The sequence below is a fragment of the Shewanella sp. SM101 genome, assembly GCF_025654465.1.
GTDB classification, from domain to species: Bacteria; Pseudomonadota; Gammaproteobacteria; order Enterobacterales; family Shewanellaceae; genus Shewanella; species Shewanella oncorhynchi.
Window position 1 is genome coordinate 72662 of record NZ_JAKKRH010000010.1, and the last position, 19302, is coordinate 91963.

Genomic DNA, 19302 nt, shown 5'->3' on the forward strand with positions numbered 1-19302 from the left:
ATGCCCATGGGATTGATCGGCTTAGTCGATCAGCCTAGCCCAAATTGTAAACTTGCATTCTTGTAAAAATTTACGTTTACTATACTCCCAAATATCGATAGTGATGGACTACTATGTTGTTGATACTCATAATTATTGCTTTTATTGTACTGTTTATTTTTTTCGCTAAATATCAAAAAAAACAAGTGCAAGCTAAAGCACTTGCCGCAGGTGATCCTACTGCGCTACTCAATCATGGCTTAACACTGATTAATCAAGGCGAAGTCAACTCTGGCCTAGATTATATTCAGCAGGCAGTCGATAAAGGCTTAGCCGTTGCCGCCATTGCTATGGCCGAACTTTATTCCGGTCGATTCCCACAAGTTCCCGCCGATCCCAAAGCATCTAACGATTGGTATAAAAAAGCCGCGGAAATAGAGCCTCAATATTTACCCATGCTCACACTACCTAATTTGCTCTCTTCTGAGTCGCAAACACTCGATGAGTTAATCGCACAGGCAGAACAGCTCAAACCTAATGCCGAAGCGGGGCAAGCCGAGTTTCAATATGAGCTTGCTTACTTGTATCTAAGCCAGCCCTTTCTCGATCCCGATGCTAGCCAAGCAATTTACTGGTTCGAAAAAGCCGCCGCACAAGAAAACCAAAGAGCCTATTACCATTTAGCCACACTCTACTGGCATGATGAGCGCGTCACTTCGGACTATATCAAAGCACGGGAATACTTTGAGAAATCCGCCGCCGCTGGTGATGAATTAGCAAAAGATGATCTAGGACATATGCTTGCTGCTGGCCAAGGTGGACCTAAAGATTTAGCGCGTGCAGAGGCATTACTTAGCGAGCGCGCCGCAGACGATGATTTCCGCCAGTATTATCTTGGTAAACGTTTCCTCTACGGTGAAGATTTGGCTGTCGACTATGACAAGGCGCGCCATTGGTTAAGCCAATCTGTCGCTAGAGGTAATGACTTCGCTAAGATTGAATTTGCTCATCTTTTACTGAAAGCGCCACAAAATGAGAGTGATTACCAACAGGCTAAAATTGACTTTGAAGAATTCGCACTTAAGTGGAATGAAGACGCACTGCTAGGCTTAGGCAAGATTTATGAGCAAGGTTTAGGCGTGAGTCGCCAACCGATTAAAGCGTTAATGTATTACCAGCTCGCGGCCATGAGCAATAGAGCCGATCATCTAAAAGAATTAGCCAGATTCAGTCAGCAACTAGGTACCTTAGAGATAAGAGAGGCTGAGCGTCTACGTGACAGTTTCTTGCATCAGCATCCAATCCCCGCTGAGCAACAACAATATTTTTATTTCTATAAGGCTGAATCATTTTTAAGTGATGAAAAACCCACTCAAGAGGCTCTACAAGCGGCAGAAGCTTGGTACGTCAAATCGGCAGAGCTAGGTCATGAAATTGCTATGCGGGAACTGGTCAATATTTACGGCGCAGAACAATTAAATAAACCTATACAAATGTTTATTTGGTCTAGTTTATTGCTACGTCATTTTGGTAAATACGGGATGAATAGCGCTCAACGACTCCATCAAAACACCGCAAAATCATGTTTAACCGAATCCGAACTTGCCTACGCCGAAACTCAAATTGAGGCTATTGAAACCCAATTAACGCCCTATCTTGAGTCGGATAGGTAAGTTTCCTAGCAGCGAATGAGCCCCAGAAAAGGTTTGGTCAGATTTAACAGGCCAAACCGTTTGGTTACAAAATAGAGTGAATTTTTAATTACTTAAAAAGCACAGTGGATGTATAAGCACTACAATCAATTATTGACCAAACCTGCGCAGCTACACGACTCAAAAATAAAACCTAGTCGAATTAACTGTCCAGCCCGATAATTAAAACTGACCATTTTAATAGGCAAGATGTATGAGGCTGATACTGATCATTGTCATTTCATGCTTATTTCTGCCCCAAGCAAGGGCAGAAACCTCTGCCGTTGTCTGGCAAGCACACTGCCGCGATAGGCATCCTGTTATTTATGTCGAAAATGGTGAGTGCAAAGGCCCAGGTGCAGCTGTCATCAATGAAGTCATCGCCCGCCTAGGTCACAAGATAAATTGGAGTAATGTGCCTTGGGCACGCACAATTAAAGTGGCAGAAATGGGACAAGTCGACCTAATCCCTGTCCATTCGATGACACCAGAGCGCAACGATTTTCTAGACCCTATGCTACTGGGATACGACAAGCGCTACGTCTATTACTTTGCCCTTGCGAATAGACAACTTGAAGTCAAACATTTCGATGAACTAAAACCTCATATCATTGGCGCACTTAGAGGCGCTTTTTACTGTCCGCAGTTCAATGACAATCAAAACCAACTAAAAGTGTCTTTTGTTAATGATAACGGTCAGTTAATCAATATGTTGAAGGCTGAGCGTATCGATTTAGCCATCACCTCCGAACAGCATGAGATGCAATTTTTTGCTAAAGATCCCCAGCTTAAGCAGATGGCATACGTAGATATCAGCAAAAATGGCCGCTATTTCAGTATTCCGCTCATGTCGCCGCAGCATCAATATGCCAAGCAAGTTCACCAGATAGTCGACGACATGCGTACCTCAGGTGAAATTACTCAACTATTTAAATCCTACGGCGTCGAGCCTCCACTTAATCTCACTGAATCGCCCTTAGCGACTCACTAATCTGAATGCTGATAACCCAAAACTAACTTGGAATTAATTCGATCGAGCGGCTAAATGCCGTAACAAGGTCGCCAATGTTGGCGCAACTGCCTGATGGGAGGGATAACACAAACCAATACGACGGAACATTCTCGGACCATCAAATTTCACTTGCTTGAGCCTAGGCTCATCTTCAATCAAACCATCGGGTAAAAAACTCACGCCAAATCCGGCTAACACTAGCGACATCACTAGAGATTTTGACTCAGCCTTAGCGACCAAATTAAGCGACATATTGCTGCACGCCAATAAACCTATCGTTTGCTGATGGGCTTCACAGGGTGGGCACTCAATAAAGTCAAAGCCATTGAGCTGCTCGGGGCGTAGGTTATCTACTTGGGCGAGGGTATGATCCTTGGGGACGCAGAGCACATAATCTTCTTCCCATAGCGGGAAAAACACTTCATCTTCATGGCGTAAACTGTCGATAGTTAAACGACAATCTGCGGGGCTTTGGTAATCCACCAGCTCCAGATCTAGCTTATCAATGGCTTGATTCACCTGCTGTAAAAATCCTGCCAAACGCCGCTGGCTTAAGTCTGGCATCACAGCCAAACGTAGCTTTTGCCGACTTGCCTTCGCCATAAACAAGCCTGGTAACTTACTCGCCTCCTCGACTAATTTAACTGCCAAAGGGTATAGATAGTGCGCGCTGTCCAAAGGTTTAACGCCTTTTTTGCTGCGCTCAAATAACTGACCACCAAGCTCTTCTTCGAGTTGCTTTAACCCAGCAGACAGTGAAGGCTGGCTCACAAAGCAACGGTTAGCCGCCGAGGTAATATTGTTCTCTTCAAAAATTGCGATAAAGAAACGCAGCAAACGCAAATCGACCATTTAATCTTCTCCGACAACCGACGAGTTCAGCACAAAATTTCAACAATAGTGCCATAGGCTGAGCCTATCATATCCAGCTGGAATAAGTATTTTTCGACTGAAAATCCCCAGCCTATACTGGTTAACAAGTTCAAGATGCCGAACAACAGTTTGTTTACGGCTTACATTGGCTCCAATTAATAGGAAATACTAATGAATCAAGTTACTAAATCACTGGTTGTCATCACAGGCGCCTCATCGGGTATTGGCGCCGCTATGGCTAAAAGCTTTAGCGCTGCAGGCCATCCGCTGCTATTACTGGCACGCCGAGTTGAAGCAATGCAAGCGCTTGAATTACCAAACAGCCTTTCTATCAGCGTCGATGTCACCGACGGCGCAGCTATTAAAACAGCCATAACCCAAGCAGAAGCGCAATTTGGCCCGGTCGGCTGTCTTATCAATAACGCGGGAATCATGCTACTGGGCCAAATCGATGTGCAAGATCCCAAGGAATGGAGCCGCATGCTCAATATCAATGTGATGGGCGTACTTAATGGTATTCATGCGGTATTAGCCGACATGAAAGCTCGCAAAACTGGCACTATCATTAATGTCAGCTCAGTGGCAGGGCGTAAAACTTTTCCAAACCACGCCGCTTACTGCGCCACTAAATTTGCCGTGCACGCCTTAACAGAAAACATTCGTGAAGAAGTCGCCATGGATGACGTACGCCTTATCACTATCGCCCCAGGCGCGGTAGAAACCGAGTTGTTGAGCCATACCACCAGCGATGACATTAAAGCGGGTTACCATGACTGGAAAGAAGAAATGGGCGGCGTTATCGCCCCTGAAAACGTCGCCGCTGCTGCGCTGTTTGCATGGCAACAACCGCAAAATGTGTGCGTACGCGAAATCGTTCTAGCACCAACGCGCCAGCAACCTTAATCCGTTCTGAGTCTACTTTTATCTAAGTTATCTTGCTTCGAAAGACAACCAAACCTATCCCCAAAATCAATAATGCCAGAGTCAACTCTGGCATTATTTACTTCCCAATAAAGCCCGCCAAACAGTTGCTAAGTTTCAACATCACTACTTTAGTGAGTGCATATTTTACAAAGTGTTAGCTTAATCACAGTCCATTTTTTGTGCTTTAGGCGCAAAACTCGAAACTCAAAGTTATCAGAGTTAATTTAGCACGTGGACTAGTTCATTGTTTTTAAATAAGAAAAAAATAATCATACCGCTCTATAACATCATCAATTAGATTTTTATCAATGAAACTTTTATCAATTAGATTTTTTTAATGAAAGTGATGTACCTCAAATTTACACACCGTAGGATTTGATAAATTAATTTACAAAGTGGAATCAATAAAAACACTTAACCAACAAATAAATGTAAATGATCACAAAAGTAAGGAATGAGATGATGAAAACGTCAACTAAGATAGCAATTGCCATGGCAGTGATCGGCAGCTTGAGTATTAATGCGTATGCCGCAGAGGGAGGTAATCCAAAGAAAGGTAAACATTTGTACAAAAAAGAATGCAAAGCCTGCCATAGCCAAGGCGGTGAAGGTGGTGAACTCACGCCAATGGCCAAAACGATGAGCCAGTGGGATCGCTTCTTTGATAAAGATAAGCACAAATTCAAACCAGAGGTATTCAATGGCCTCTCGGAGCAAGACCTCAAGGATATACAGCAATTTTTGTATGACCACGCCGCCGACTCGGACCAACCCCAAACCTGCGGTTGATCTCTGCAAACGTTATGGCCTAAGACAATGGTAGAGAGCTCCCCTGCAACTGCTCACTAACACATTGAATTAAAAATTAAAAAACCAATTCGAGAAAAATGGGGAACACACCTCAGGGACTCCTATTGGGTAAATTTGGCGAAATGCACTTAGCGCAATAATGCCAACAGAACAACTCTGGGAGAAACCTTATGCGTACTCTTATCTCAATCCTCGTTGCCAATGCCTTGTTTATGTCAGGCCAATCTTTTGCTACACCTAATGATGTACAACAGGAAAATCAAAAAATTACCGAGTTAAAACAGAAGCTTGCTGATATTACCGAGCAATTGGATGATCTCAATAATCGCGTCGACAAAACCGAGCGGCACACATCGTTAGACCGCCTTGAAATTACAGGTGATTTCCGCACTAAAGCTCATTCACTACATTACCGCGATGTTGTCTGGAATCCTGCCATCAAAGTCAATTTCAACGACTTTGGTGCCAAAGCCATGTCCGGCGCTTTCGGTATGCCCAACGATCTCAACTCCCCACTAGGGAAAATGATGCAAGCTAATCCAGACCTTGCTGCAGCCTTCCAAAATGGCATGTTACAGGGCGTGATGCCCTATGTGCTCGCGCCCAAAAGTGTACAGGACATAGATAACGATATTTTTTACACCACTCGCCTGCGGTTAAATCTGAAAGCTAAGGTATGGGATAACGTCAGTTTTGCTGGCCGCCTCAGTATGTATAAAAACTGGGGTGATTCTACCGGAGTTCAAGTATTTGATTCTTGGCGGTCTTTCACTATGGATGGTACCAGTAGCGGCAATACCAGTGGTGACTGGCTGCGGGTTGAACGCGCCTATTTCGATTGGAAAAACATTAATGGATCAGAGTTTTATCTTTCCATAGGTCGTCGCCCTTCCACCTATGGTCCACCCAGCCACTACCGCGAGAATGAAATGCGTGGCGGCACACCTTCAGGACATTTAGTCAACTTCAACTTCGATGGCGCCACGTTAGGCTACAACCTAGGCGAAATCACAGGTATCGAAGGCCAAGTCGTCCGTTTCTGTTACGGCCAAGGCTTTGAATCACAATGGGGAAATGGCGAAATGTTTGGTGATATTGTCACCAAGGATACTCACCTTGGTGGCTTTAATATCGATGCGATCAACGATGGCACCAACTTCCTCCAGTTCACCCTGTTTGGCGCCAAAGATGTTAATGACGGCTTTAAAGGCACCATGGCCTTCCCTACCCAGCTTGCAGGCATTTTCGCCCCCACCATGTATCAAGATATGCAAAAGTTCGACAACTTTAACTTTGTTACCCGAGTACAACCCAGCGGGGTTATCGGCGACATGTATCTAGGAGGAATTGGTTTTGCGCGCGAAGAAGCAAACGATATCAAATGGTTTGCATCATTCGGCTGGACTCGCGCCGAGCCTAACGGTAACGCAGGCATGTTTGGCGGCATGTTATCCGATGCCATATTTGAAGCCGAGCTAAACAGCACTGGTACTGAGATTATTATGGTGCCAAAAACCAGTGACAATACCGAAGCCAAAGACGGTTATGGTATTTATGTCGGCGTACAAATTCCTGCTCCCTACGGCAAATTGGGTCTGGAATATAACTATGGCTCCGAATATTGGACGCCTTTTACCCAGGCACAGGATGACCCTATTGGTAGTAAGTTAGCTACCCGAGGACATGTAGCAGAAGCCTATTACATCTTTGATATTAACCCCAAAATGTTTATCAAACTTGCTGGCCTTTATTACGACTACGAGTACACAGGCAGCGGTACACCTGTGGGTGCTCCACAAAAAATCGACGATGTGCTAGCTGGCTCTGCTTATTCCATGTTGCCAGTGGTTGATACCGCGTTTGATGTCAACGCCTCACTCACCATCAACTTCTAATCCGTCATTGATAACAACGATCAGCCCTCGGTTACATCGAGGGCGGGAGTACAAAATGAATAAGCTCATCCTCATTGCCTTAGCGGGCATGACATTAAATGCCTACGCCGCTAATCCCCATAAAGAGGCACTTAAAGGCCCGTTTACCACAGGCTCACAGGTGACCACACAATGTTTAGTCTGCCATGAAAATCAAGCGACTGACGTGATGAAAACCTCCCATTGGACTTGGGAGTTAGAACAAAAACTTCCCGATAGGACAGTAGTAAGAGGTAAGAAAAACAGCATTAATAACTTCTGCGTTGCCATTTCCAGCAATGAACCCCGCTGTACCAGTTGTCACGCGGGTTATGGTTGGAAAGACAGTAACTTTGACTTTAAAGATAAAACCAAAGTCGACTGCCTAGTTTGTCACGACACTACAGGAACTTATGTTAAAGATCCCGCTGGCGCAGGTGAACCTATGGCAAAGCTCGATCTGACTAAAATAGCTCAAAACGTTGGCGAACCTGTACGGGATAACTGCGGTAGTTGCCACTTCTATGGTGGCGGTGGTGACGCGGTAAAACATGGGGACTTAGACTCATCCATGTCTTATCCAGACAAAGCGACGGATGTGCATATGGATAGCGACGGTAATGACTTTCAATGTCAGAACTGCCACACCACTGAGAAACACATGATCTCAGGTAATGCTATGGGGGTTTCACCCGGTGGTGTCGACCATATTGGCTGTGAAAACTGCCACGAATCAGCGCCGCACGCGAACAAAAAACTCAATACTCATACAGCGGCAGTTGCCTGTCAAACCTGTCATATTCCGTATTTTGCTAAAAACGAACCGACAAAAATGCGCTGGGACTGGTCAACAGCTGGAGATGATAAAAAAGAAACACTCGACCAATACGGTAAGCATACCTACCAAAAGAAAAAAGGAGATTTTGTTTGGGAAAAAATGGTCAAACCCCAATACGCTTGGTACAACGGCACAGCCAATGCTTATATGGCAGGTGATAAAATGGATCCAAGTACAGTCACTAAATTGACCTATCCCATTGGCGATATAAATGATGTCAAAGCAAAAATCTATCCTTTCAAGGTGCACACGGGTAAACAAATTTACGATAAAAAACTCAATATTTTTATCACACCGAAAACCTATGGCAAAGGGGGATTCTGGAGCGAGTTTGATTGGAACTTAGCGGCAAAACTAGGAATGGAAGCGAACACGACTATGCTTGAGAAAGGCATCAAATACAGTGGTGAATATGACTTTGCAGCCACTGAAATGTGGTGGCGGATAAACCATATGGTGTCACCAAAGGAGCAAGCATTAAATTGTAACGACTGCCATAACAAAGGCACAAGACTCGATTGGCAAGCCCTAGGTTATCAAGGTGACCCGATGAAAAATAAACAAGGGCCAAAACACAAACAGCCTTGATTGAATCGTTCACTGATTTGAGCATCACAGATATCTTACTTTTAGTAAGGCATCGAAGTGAACACAACTGATGAACCAAATCGAGTTCCCAGTAATACCCTTTGAGATCTTAGTGTTCACTAAGATCTCTCTTTTTATTATCTTGTTACTCTCACTCAAAAAGACAATTAGACTCAGCCATTCTTCGACCTTGCCCCAGTTTGTCTCATTGAGTGACTCAATACGGTAGTTTGACTCTGTTTACCCCCCAAATCATCTGATTTTTATGGCATTTATTTTGCGTAGTCATAGCGTGTTCAATTACGGCAATCAGTATGACCTCGGGCAAAATTTCCCAAACAGTATCCAATCCTTCATTCAACCGTTTACTCGGTGAAACCAGTGGCGCTTTTGCCGACTTAGGCACTTTTTTACCTTTGGTGTTAGGGCTAATTGCCCTCAATCAATTTTCACCCCAAGGGATATTTTTGGGGTTTGGTCTATTCGCTATTCTCAGCGCGCTGTTTTACCGTCGCCCGATTCCGGTACAACCGATGAAAGTCATCGCTGCACTGGTGATTGCTCAGGGCTTAACCCCAGGCATGTTGCAGGCAAGCGCCATGTTAATGGGCATTATCCTGTTAATTCTCGCCTTTAGCGGCGCTATCACTTGGTTAGCCAAACAGTTATCCCAAGCTGTGAGTGTTGGCATTCAACTCGCCATAGGTCTGCAACTGATGTGGATGGGCACTAAGATGATGAGTGAATTTTGGCTGGTTGGCGTGGGGGCATTTGTACTGTTATTTATCAGTAAATTTTTGCCGCTGCGCTACCTTGCCATGCCCTTAGTCATAGCAGCGGGGATGATTTGGCAAGCAAGTACACAAACTAATTTAGCCACTAACTTTGATATTCAAGCAGTGACAGCTCCATTTCAATTGGCTTGGCCGACATCAGTTGAATGGACCTCTGCCGCCCTTTTGTTGGTTTTGCCACAACTGGCATTAACTTTAACCAATGCGGTCATTGCCACGTCTGTAATGGCACAGGAGAAATTCCCTGAAGATGCCGCCAAACTCACGCCCAAAAACTTCGCCATTAGCTCTGGTCTTGCCAACTTATTGCTCGCGCCCTTTGGTGCCTCGGCAATGTGCCACGGTGCGGGCGGACTTGCGGTGCAATACCATTTTGGTGCTCGCACTTATCTGGCGCCGTTAATTTTTGGCAGTACGTGCTTAATGATAGCCCTGTGCTGGGGTACTAATATCGCTTGGCTATTAAGCCTTATTCCTATGGCAATTCTTGGCAGCTTACTCACCACAGCGGGGCTGCAACTCGCCTGGTCAAAACGCTTAATCGATGGTAAGCCCTTCTGTATCTTTGTGATTTTATCAACAGCAGTGACTTGCCTTGCCATCAACGCCGCCGCAGGGCTTGCCGTAGGGATTATTCTGGAGCAGGGTCGCCGCACTTGGGCCATGCTGGCCATGCGTTAATCACTTCCGACTCGCTGTAATAAGGGTTCCCAAAAACAAAAAGCGCGTTATACAACGCGCTTTTTGTTAACCATTCAAACCTCTTCTAACAAAGCTACAGCAGGCTAAAATGTTCTTGCAGGATTGGTCGGTGTGTCCTTTTGCGCCAGCGCCCATTTAGCAATGGCATCTTTACGCATAAAGCCTACGTTAGTGTGACCTTTAGCGTACTGAATAAACTTATCTAAAGCGGTCACAAGTCCAGGAGCACCACCTATACGGTCGTGCACACTGATCGACATCATCCGTCGCTGCGTCGAACCTTCTTGATAGAGCATATCGAACTCATCCTTTAGTTCCTGCAAAAAGGCCGTGGCCGTCATAGCAGTGTTGCCACCAAAACGTCCGATATCATTGTTACGTAATGTGTAAGGCACAACCGCAAAAGGCTTATTTCCTACTGGGATAATTGAAGGTTCGTCCCGCGATAGGTCATCAATGTGATAAATAAAACCTAAGTCCTGCAAAATATTGAGGGTTTGAGTGCTGTGGCGCATCCAAAAGGCATTAAAACCTAAGGGGCGCTGACCTGTGATCCTTTGCAGCGTCTCAATACTCGCCACATAGGAGGCGCGTTCCTCTACTGGCGACATGCTGTATTGTGGCGTCCACGTTTGTCCGTGGCCCGAAATCTCATGCCCCTCATCTGCAACTTGTTTGGCAAGTTGAGGATGTAGTTCAGCGGCGCGCCCAACCATGTGAGAAGTCACCTTGATATTGTGCTTACGCCACAAGCGCAGCAGCCTTGGAATGCCTTCGTTCATACCGTAATCGTACCAAGTCGGGGTGATGGTATCTGGATAGCCCTTTTCCATCGGCGGAAACGGCCCTTCGGCATTTTTATCTTGAGCACCTGCTTCAAACTGCATTGAGATTGAAATCACTAACTGCTCACCACTTGGCCAAAATATTTTGTTCATACCACTGCCACCTGAACTTTTGGAGTCATTTTCTAAGGTATCTAATGATGGTAAACCAATAGCAAGCGCCGTTTGGCTTAGGCCGAACCCAGCAGCGATGGCGCCACCTGCCATTAAAAATCGTCGACGTTGATTCATGATTGAGTCCCTGTAGCTAATTGAGAAAATAGCGTTTGATAATCTTCGAGGTGCCAGTTATCTGTGATGAAACCATCCCGTACTCGATACATGTCAACAGCACGAAAATCGATTTTCTGCCCTTGGCCTTTTTGCTCACCAAAGACACCAGTGAAGCGGCCATTAAAACGCAGACGTACCACTGCACGATCGCCAACTATTAGCAAATGCTCAACTGAAACAGAGAGATCGGGGACCGCTGCCCTAAATGCCTTTGAGGCTTCGAGTGGCCCCGTGATTCCCTGTGCGCGGCCAGCGGGCAGAGTACGGTCGATAAACCCAGTCGCCAATGCGCCGTGGGCAAAACTTGCATCGCCCGTGTGCCAAAAACTGGCATATAACAAAGCGGCGCGGGCGATAGCTAGTGCCTGCGGTGATTCATCAGAAATCGTTTCCATTGCAGCCACTTTTGGCACTAATGTCGCTCGCACTTTAGCACTATCCTGTGTTGTTGCCCCTTGAGCGGCTAACGCATCCATGCTCAGACTTGCTAAGCTAAAACCCACAATAGCGATACCTATAAAGCCTGAAAACCATAGGCTTAAACTAAGCCAAGCGGGTAAGCGCTGAACATACAAAGTGTTAACCCGATCCATTATGCCACCTCATCGTCAGCGGATCGGATGACGGCTCTCAATGCTTCGTTGTGTGTAGGATAATCGGTATAACCCGCCGCACTACCGCCAAACAAGGGCCCTTTGTCGAATGCAGATAAAGGCAATTGATGCATTAAACGGTAAGGCAAATCAGGATTCGCAATAAAAGGTCGACCGAAGGCAACTAAGTCCGCATAACCGTTATCAATCACTTCATTGGCACGCGCCACATCATAGCGACCCGCAACAATAATGCTGCCCTTAAAGACTTTACGCAGCTCGACTCTAAAGGACTCTGGCACCTGTGGCGCATCATCCCAATCCGCCTCAGAAAGATGTAAATATGCCACGCCCAATGCCGATAAATGCTTAGCTGCTAACAGAATAGTGTCTACAATTTCAGGACACGCCATATCTTTAAACGTCACGTAAGGGGCGAGGCGAACCCCGACTTTATTGGCACCAATTTTCGCACTCACGGCTTGGACAATTTCGAGTAAAAAACGAATGCGATTTTCCTGAGAACCGCCGTAGGCATCAGTTCTGTGGTTTGAATTGGTGCGTAAAAACTGGTCAATTAGATAACCATTGCCACCGTGAATTTCGATGCCATCAAAACCCGCCGCAACCGCATTCACTCCCGCCTGTGCAAAATCGGCCACAACGCGGTCGATATCGGCTTGCACCATAGCCCTAGGTTCTGGGCAATCCACCATTTGTCCTTCAGGATGCGCTTCATCCACAATCCATACTTTAGTGCCAACGGGCGCAATGGCCGATGGCGCAATCGGGGCATTACCCTGCTGAAAAATCGGGTGCGATACACGGCCAACATGCCAAATTTGATTGAAGATTTTACCACCAGCCTGATGCACTGCCGCTGTGACTTTTTTCCAACCCTCAATTTGCTCCGCGGTATACACGCCCGGCGTAAATGAATAGCCTTGACTGTCATCGGAGATTTGTGTCGCTTCTGTGATGATTAACCCCGCCGAGGCGCGCTGGGCATAATATTGCGCCATCAGATCATTAGGAATATTGCCTGGCTGCGTAGTACGCGCCCGAGTCATAGGGGCCATCACAATGCGATTGTTTAATGCCAGTGACGCTAATTTGTAAGACATGAATAGACTCATACACACTCCGAACCAGAAATTAAGATGAAACATCAGTGGTGCAATTGTGCATTAGTTAATCTATATTGATAATCAGGCTATTATTAAAATCATTTTCAAAAATAATTTGATATGTATCATTTAAACGATCTGCAATTAGCGCTGCGTATCGCAGCCTTAGAAAGTCTCTCGGCAGCCAGTAAAGAAATAGGCATGACGCCGGCAGCGGCAAGTGCCGCGCTGCAAAGATTAGAGAAAAAGCTAGGATGTCAGCTATTTGCTCGCTCGACGCGGCGCTTACAGCTCACAGAAGAAGGGCGGATCTTTCTCGATTCGGCGAAACCCGCACTGGCGATTCTCGAAACCGCCAGCGCCAATTTAGCCGAACACAGGGGTGAGCTTAAGGGCGAAGTACGCCTCGCCTTACCTTCGGATATTGGCCGCAGCCAGATCCGTGCTTGGCTCGATGAATTGATGGACAGCGCCCCAGAACTGACAGTGCAGCTGTATTTTGGCGATCATATGACAGACTTAATCGACCAAAATATCCATTTGGCTTTGCGCTATGGCCAACTTGACGACTCAAACCTTAAAAGGCGTCAGCTCGCCATGACCCCAAGGGTACTGGTCGCCTCACCCGCTTATCTGGCACAACACGGCACACCAAGCACGCTAAATGAATTGAGCCAACACGCAGTACTGATCTTAAATCGCGGCGGTGAGCCGTGGCAGAAATGGAAGTTAAGTCATAACGGCGCGCCCGTTGAAATCGAAGTCAGAGGCCAACGTTTCTGTAACGATGGCGCAGTGATCCGCGACTGGGCACTCTCAGGTCGTGGAATTGCCTATAAGAGTTGGCTCGATGTGGCGCAAGATGTGACCGAAGGCAGACTCCACTTAGTGCTAGCCGATAAAATAGCCCCACCGATCCCACTGCAATTGGTATACCTACAAACCGATTATCCCAGCCATAAGATCCGTCGCACCATAGAGTTTTTAGTAGAAAAGCTTGGTCAGTTCGCCCAAAACTATCCACTGCCCTAATGGTAATTTATTCCTTGGGAAGCACGACTGTCACCACACAGCCCTGTTGCCAAGGGAGTAACGCTTGCGTGGATTGCTGACAGTTTTCGATTTGAATGCTGCCGTGATGGCGGGTGACCACATCCTTACAGATGGCTAAGCCAAGCCCTAATCCTGCATCTTTGGTTGAGGCAAAAGATGCCATCAACTCACTCGCCTGCCCCTGTAGCCCTTCGCCATTATCAATAACTAACACTTTGATTTCATTTGGATGATAATAGATATCGATCCATAATTGACGCACACGATTATCGCCGCAGGTTTCTAACGCATCTAAGCTATTTTTTACTAAATTGACCCACATTTGACTTAAACCAACGCTATCGCCCATCAGTTCAAAGGGCTCACCCTGCACTCGCACATTCACTTGCACATTCGCGCGGTCTAGCTCGCGCCGCAACAGAGCTAAAGCTTCTTTCACCACTGGCACTATATCTAAAGGTTCGGTCTTGGCCTGACGCCGCTTGAGTAAACCGCGAATACGATGCACAACCGCTCCGGCGCGAATCGACTGCGCATTAATTTTACCGAGTACATCATAGAGTTCCGGATTATCTTGCCCAAGCCTTTCCAGTTGTAGCATGGCACCTTCGCTGTATTGGGTAATGGCGGCTATGGGTTGATTGAGTTCATGGGCAAGTCCTGCACCTATTTCCCCAAGAATCGCCGCACTTTGCAGTCGCTCAAGCTGCAGTGCCTTGTCCTTTAATTGACGCTCAGTGCTGACTAAAAACTCACTTTTCTGGCGAAACTTATATTCAAGCCACAGGTGATAAATGGTGGAAATAATGAAAATTAACAACAGTGCACCACCCCATTCTTTATTTTTTGCCATCCATTTGTATACGGTTTGATAAAGTGGTGGTGATGCTCCCTGTAGTTGTAATTCTTTAAATAACTCAATCACTTTTAACTGACTCACGGGCGCAGTCCAGCCCAAAGTATCGGCGGTAATTGCTGCAATATGATCGGCGGGTAAATCGAATAAGGCACGGGTAATCGCCATCGTCAACTTAGGAGAAACCGTATCCGCCGCAGCGAATGACCAGTTTGGGTATAACTGAGTGCTCACCTCGCAATCATATCCTGCAGGCGTGGCAGGATGGATAACCCGATAATCGACCTGATTAACAAGACCCGTTGCGATCATTTCCTCTAAGGTACAAAAAGGCGCTATTGCGGCGTCGGCACTGCCATCTCTGACTTGATAGATAAGCGGTTCTAACGGGAACCCGAGGAAGCGCACTTGCCCAAAAAACTGTTCGGGTAAAAAACCCATTTTATGCAGTAACCCCATTGCCGCTTGATACCCCCCCAAGGCCTGCGGATCACTGGCGACCACATTGCGCCCGCGCAAATCCTGCAAGGTACGGATAGGGCTGTCGGCGCGGACAATAATGGTCGCACCTATGGTAAAAGTACTGCCTTGATGCTTACGACTCTTCATTGTCGCAAGCCAAGACAACGGGAAATTGTTACTTAGATGCAGATATTGCCCAGGGTTAGTGACGATAAACTGCAAATCATGCTCAAGTAACTGACTACGCATGCCATTAAAATCCACAGGCACGACTTCAAAATGACTATTAGGCACTTGCTCACTGAGGTAATCCATCATAGGTTGCCAACGCTGCTTGGCCTGTAACACGCCATGATTTGCCAGCACTCCGACTCTAAAATGGTTAACTTCTGTCGCTTCGTTGGCATAGGACGGATTAAGCCCAATGATACTCAGCAAGAATCCCATCAATATCGCTTTACACCAAGAGTCAATCGTCATCGCCTCTATTACCCACTCTTATATGCCATTGTCATGGAACGACTTTAGCTCGCAGATAAAAATCAAGTTGTGAAATGCCGCCAAACTCTGGTTTATGCCCAGAGGGAATTGGCTAATTTAGTGATGTATCTCCCAAGACCTAGGCTTAAAATTGAGCCCACTCTGCACCCAGCTTAAGCTGATAGCATGCTTACCGCCCCACAAGGAACACCATGTCGATAAAATTGCCACTCTATCTAGTCGATGACGATGAAGCGATTCTGGATTCACTGGGCTTTATGCTCGGACAATTTGGCTATCAAGTGCAAACCTTCAACAGCGGCCGCGACTTCCTTGAGCACTGTGCATTATCACAGGCGGGCTGCGTGATTTTAGATAGTCGAATGCCGGAAATCACCGGCCAAGAAGTGCAGCAAAAATTACTGGAAACCCACAGCCCGCTAGGCGTGATATTTCTCACTGGACACGGCGATTTACCTATGGCGTTAAGCGCCTTTCGTAAGGGGGCCTGCGATTTTTTTCAAAAACCCGTATCGGGTAAAGCATTAGTACAAGCGATTGAAAAGGCACAGCGTGAAAGCCAAGCGGCCTTCGAGCAGCAAAGTCTGCAGCATAAGTTTGACCAACTGACCGAGCGCGAACAGCAAGTGTTAGCCCATGTGATCCAAGGCATGACTAACAAGCAAATATCGGAGGCGATGTTTTTATCCCTGCGCACGATTGAAGTACACCGCGCAAAAATCATGAAAAAGCTCGAAGTGAACAATATGGCAGAGCTAGTGCAGCACTTAGGCAATCTGAATTCTGTCTTATAAATAATGAACCAATATCAAGTGCGTAATAAAAAGTCATCCTAATAAGAGGTAAGATCTAATTAAAAAATATTTCTGCGACACTGTTTAGATGAGGTCTCAATATTAATTTACCCAAACTGACTTACATCCAACCTCAACTTAACAAAACTGGCATGAGCGAGCTTGATTTGCTACATTTGTTCTAAATCACTGTGAATTTAACGAAATTATCGATGGACAATCTCATTATAAAACCCAGTTATGTCACTCTATTCCAATGTGTTGGACCTGAATGCGAAGACAGTTGCTGTTACGATTGGCAAATTTCATTCGATAAAAAGAGCTATAAAAACACAATTAAACACCCATTGCTCGCAACAACTGCAAAGACCGCTTTTATTGAAACAAAGAAAAGTACAAGCGATTGGGCCGACATTAGACTTAATGCGCAAGGTGCATGCCCATTTATTAACAAACATAAACTTTGTGATATACATGCAAAAGCGGGTGAACAGGCCTTAAGTCACACATGTAAAACTTATCCAAGGATCCACAAAGTCATTGGCGGTAATAAATATGAAAGCCTCTATTTATCTTGCCCAGAAGTCGCTCGTTTGGTGTTATTTAGCCCTGACTCATTTCAATTTCACTCTAGCATCAGTGGTGTAAAACAACATTCAACGCCAAGTCCTATGTGGCTAGAAAAAACCCATGAGTACAGTCTTGACCTATTGGTCAGTATGGACGTTAATTGGGAACAAGTACTGCTAGCCATAGGGCTATTAATCAAGGCCAGTGACCAGGTGCGTCAAAACATCTTACCAATAGAAGAACTAGATAAGCGCCTACAGCAATTGAAACTATATGCCCAATCAGGTGAACTGACGGAGCAATATAAAAATTTACCTTATACACCACAGCCACAGATGCATGCCTTCATGACAGTCCACAATGAGTTGTGTAAAACTCATTCCAGAGGTACACGCGCACGATTTACCTCACTAAACCAAGCAGTTGGTCTATTGTGTAATGAGGAAAATAATTATCAAATTGATGGAATAAATCAAGCTTGGACTGAGCATGCAGTACCTGCACTGATTAATCATACGGATCTTTTTGAACGATATATTTTATATTCAATTTACCACCACCATTTCCCCTTAACGGACTCACAACAATTATCTTGGGAAGCATTCCGTTTACTCGTACTCGATTGTTTTATGATCCGCTGCTATTTATCTGCAATGGCCTTTAAAAATAAAGGACTATCTGAAAGTGATATTGTGTTGTGTTTTCAGATTTACCAGGTTGCTAGACAGCATAAAACTGAATTTGTAGAGAGTATGAGTAAAACATTAGAGGAATGTGGAATAGACAGTGTGCCAGCCGCAATTTGCCTTTTAAAAACAAATACCTAAAAGTATAAGCAACATCACGATAGCAAGAAGAGAACCCTATAGCTAAATGAAGCAATATCACAGGTGTGAATCTTCAGTTTGCAATATAAATTTACCCTGTAGGGTGGGCTTACTGCATAACAAATTCATCCTACCTGCGACAAGCTGTCGCAGTTTGTGCATTTTGCTTTGTTAAATATCGTAGCAGCCCGCACAATCACGCCATAGGTTCCTTCCTTTGTGCCCCGCAGGCGCTCAAGAAATCCACTGCTTTTTGAACCTCCACCCGAGGGTAAGTATACCCTCGGGGATTTTTTTGCTTCCATCCGCGAATCCCTTCCTCCGAGAGGACCACTAAAGTAGAAATAGAACGATCCAGTTCTAGTTCCGTCTGCAAAGCAGTTATATACTTCCCAACCATCTAAAATAATATGAATCATGGAAGAGCGAATGTTCAAACCTTTAATATTACTCAGCTTTAGCACCTTAGTCTTAACCTGTATGAGTGGCTGCGTTGGGCCACTTAATTCAAAATGTGATACAAATTCCCCCTACAGCAAACAAGAATGCAATGCAGCCGATGCCGCAGTTTATGTTGCGGCGGCCATATTGGAAGGCCCAGATAAAGGTCAAACGTGTAACGATATGTCGGGCAAAGCAAAACAAGACTGCCTAGCTCAACAACAAGCACTGAAAGAATCATTAGAGAAACACGCTCGAAAATAGCATTAAGGAAGATGAATGAAAGCCTCCGTTTTTATTGCCGCGACCCTCGACGGTTATATCGCAACGCCCAATGGGGATATCGACTTTTTAAATCAGCACCCCAGTACTAATCCCGATGAAGACTTTGGTTATAATGCCTTTATCGACACTATCGATGCGATTGTAATGGGACGAAAAAGCTTTGAAAAAGTCCTCTCCTTCGATTGCGATTGGCCCTATGTAAATATCCCAGTGTTTGTATTAAGTCGCAGCGGTGTAACAGTACCGGCGGCGTTAAGTGAGCACGTGCAAGTGCTTAATGGCGATGCGGTAAATATCAGCAAACAACTCAGAGAGCGTGGCTTCAAACATCTCTATATCGATGGCGGCCAAACAATCCAAGGCTTTTTAGCGGCGGGGCTAATTCAGGAACTCACGCTCACTCGTATCCCCACTTTACTGGGTAAAGGTATTCCCCTCTTTGGCGACTTAGCTCAAGCGATTCAATTAATGCCAATTCACGCGCAGCAGTACGACAATGGCTACGTACAAACCCGCTATCGTGTTATAGACAAAATGGCTTTATAAGCCGT

Annotated in this window: 17 protein-coding genes; 12 read left to right on the forward strand and 5 right to left on the reverse strand. The window is 45.6% G+C overall.

The window, feature by feature from the left end:
- Positions 1-113: 113 nt before the first annotated feature.
- Together L5M38_RS07485 and L5M38_RS07490 are read left to right on the forward strand one after the other, a co-directional pair.
- Positions 114-1652, forward strand: a complete 1539-nt coding sequence (locus L5M38_RS07485) for a tetratricopeptide repeat protein (protein WP_263178687.1) — start codon at positions 114-116, stop codon at positions 1650-1652.
- A 232-nt stretch (positions 1653-1884) separates the two neighbouring features.
- A complete protein-coding gene (locus tag L5M38_RS07490) occupies positions 1885-2661 on the forward strand; it encodes a substrate-binding periplasmic protein (protein WP_173247210.1) in 777 nt (258 codons plus the stop codon).
- 33 nt (positions 2662-2694) lie between these two features.
- On the opposite strand, the gene L5M38_RS07495 is transcribed toward L5M38_RS07490, so the two are convergent.
- Complete coding sequence (locus L5M38_RS07495; protein WP_263178688.1) at positions 2695-3534, reverse strand: LysR family transcriptional regulator; 840 nt, start codon at positions 3532-3534, stop codon at positions 2695-2697.
- A 192-nt stretch (positions 3535-3726) separates the two neighbouring features.
- Between L5M38_RS07495 and L5M38_RS07500 the strand changes: the two genes are divergently transcribed.
- The 5 genes from L5M38_RS07500 (at position 3727) to L5M38_RS07520 (ending at position 10103) form a co-directional block, all read left to right on the forward strand.
- On the forward strand, positions 3727-4458 hold the full coding sequence (locus L5M38_RS07500) for an SDR family oxidoreductase (protein WP_263178689.1): 732 nt from the start codon (positions 3727-3729) through the stop codon (positions 4456-4458).
- Between the two features lie 480 nt (positions 4459-4938).
- On the forward strand, positions 4939-5268 hold the full coding sequence (locus L5M38_RS07505; protein ID WP_105251249.1) for a c-type cytochrome: 330 nt from the start codon (positions 4939-4941) through the stop codon (positions 5266-5268).
- 191 nt (positions 5269-5459) lie between these two features.
- On the forward strand, positions 5460-7184 hold the full coding sequence (locus tag L5M38_RS07510) for a DUF3373 domain-containing protein (RefSeq protein WP_263178690.1): 1725 nt from the start codon (positions 5460-5462) through the stop codon (positions 7182-7184).
- A gap of 55 nt (positions 7185-7239) precedes the next feature.
- Positions 7240-8628 (forward strand): tetrathionate reductase family octaheme c-type cytochrome, encoded by a 1389-nt coding sequence (locus L5M38_RS07515; RefSeq protein ID WP_263164305.1) that lies wholly within the window; start codon positions 7240-7242, stop codon positions 8626-8628.
- A gap of 314 nt (positions 8629-8942) precedes the next feature.
- On the forward strand, positions 8943-10103 hold the full coding sequence (locus L5M38_RS07520) for a putative sulfate/molybdate transporter (protein WP_263164304.1): 1161 nt from the start codon (positions 8943-8945) through the stop codon (positions 10101-10103).
- A gap of 104 nt (positions 10104-10207) precedes the next feature.
- Here the strand turns inward: L5M38_RS07520 and L5M38_RS07525 are convergent, their stop codons facing one another.
- Genes L5M38_RS07525 through L5M38_RS07535 form a run of 3 tightly spaced genes read right to left on the reverse strand, consistent with a single transcriptional unit; the run spans position 10208 to position 12971 of the window.
- Positions 10208-11200 carry a polysaccharide deacetylase family protein gene (locus L5M38_RS07525; RefSeq protein ID WP_263178691.1) on the reverse strand — a complete coding sequence of 331 codons (993 nt, stop codon included), beginning with the start codon at positions 11198-11200 and terminating at the stop codon, positions 10208-10210.
- Positions 11197-11835 (reverse strand): ester cyclase, encoded by a 639-nt coding sequence (locus L5M38_RS07530; RefSeq protein ID WP_263178692.1) that lies wholly within the window; start codon positions 11833-11835, stop codon positions 11197-11199. The genes L5M38_RS07525 and L5M38_RS07530 overlap by 4 nt, the downstream gene beginning before the upstream one ends.
- Complete coding sequence (locus L5M38_RS07535) at positions 11835-12971, reverse strand: alkene reductase (protein WP_263172956.1); 1137 nt, start codon at positions 12969-12971, stop codon at positions 11835-11837. The genes L5M38_RS07530 and L5M38_RS07535 overlap by 1 nt, the downstream gene beginning before the upstream one ends.
- Before the next feature lie 111 nt (positions 12972-13082).
- On the opposite strand from L5M38_RS07535, the gene L5M38_RS07540 reads away from it, so the two are divergent.
- On the forward strand, positions 13083-13994 hold the full coding sequence (locus L5M38_RS07540; protein ID WP_006087077.1) for a LysR family transcriptional regulator: 912 nt from the start codon (positions 13083-13085) through the stop codon (positions 13992-13994).
- A 7-nt stretch (positions 13995-14001) separates the two neighbouring features.
- Here the strand turns inward: L5M38_RS07540 and L5M38_RS07545 are convergent, their stop codons facing one another.
- Entirely contained in the window at positions 14002-15813 is a 1812-nt protein-coding gene (locus L5M38_RS07545; RefSeq protein ID WP_263178694.1) for a PhnD/SsuA/transferrin family substrate-binding protein, read from the reverse strand.
- A gap of 212 nt (positions 15814-16025) precedes the next feature.
- Between L5M38_RS07545 and L5M38_RS07550 the strand changes: the two genes are divergently transcribed.
- The 4 genes from L5M38_RS07550 to L5M38_RS07565 all read left to right on the forward strand — a co-directional run bounded on the left by L5M38_RS07550 (position 16026) and on the right by L5M38_RS07565 (position 19297).
- Positions 16026-16628: a response regulator transcription factor gene (locus tag L5M38_RS07550; RefSeq protein ID WP_105251242.1), complete on the forward strand. Its 603-nt coding sequence runs from the start codon at positions 16026-16028 to the stop codon at positions 16626-16628.
- Positions 16629-16840: 212 nt separating this feature from the next.
- The gene (gene fliB, locus L5M38_RS07555; protein ID WP_263178695.1) at positions 16841-18025 is read left to right on the forward strand and encodes a flagellin lysine-N-methylase; all 1185 of its coding nucleotides are present in this window, start codon (positions 16841-16843) and stop codon (positions 18023-18025) included.
- A 429-nt stretch (positions 18026-18454) separates the two neighbouring features.
- Positions 18455-18730, forward strand: a complete 276-nt coding sequence (locus tag L5M38_RS07560; protein ID WP_173247249.1) for a hypothetical protein — start codon at positions 18455-18457, stop codon at positions 18728-18730.
- A gap of 15 nt (positions 18731-18745) precedes the next feature.
- Positions 18746-19297 carry a dihydrofolate reductase family protein gene (locus L5M38_RS07565; RefSeq protein ID WP_263178696.1) on the forward strand — a complete coding sequence of 184 codons (552 nt, stop codon included), beginning with the start codon at positions 18746-18748 and terminating at the stop codon, positions 19295-19297.
- Positions 19298-19302 lie beyond the last annotated feature (5 nt).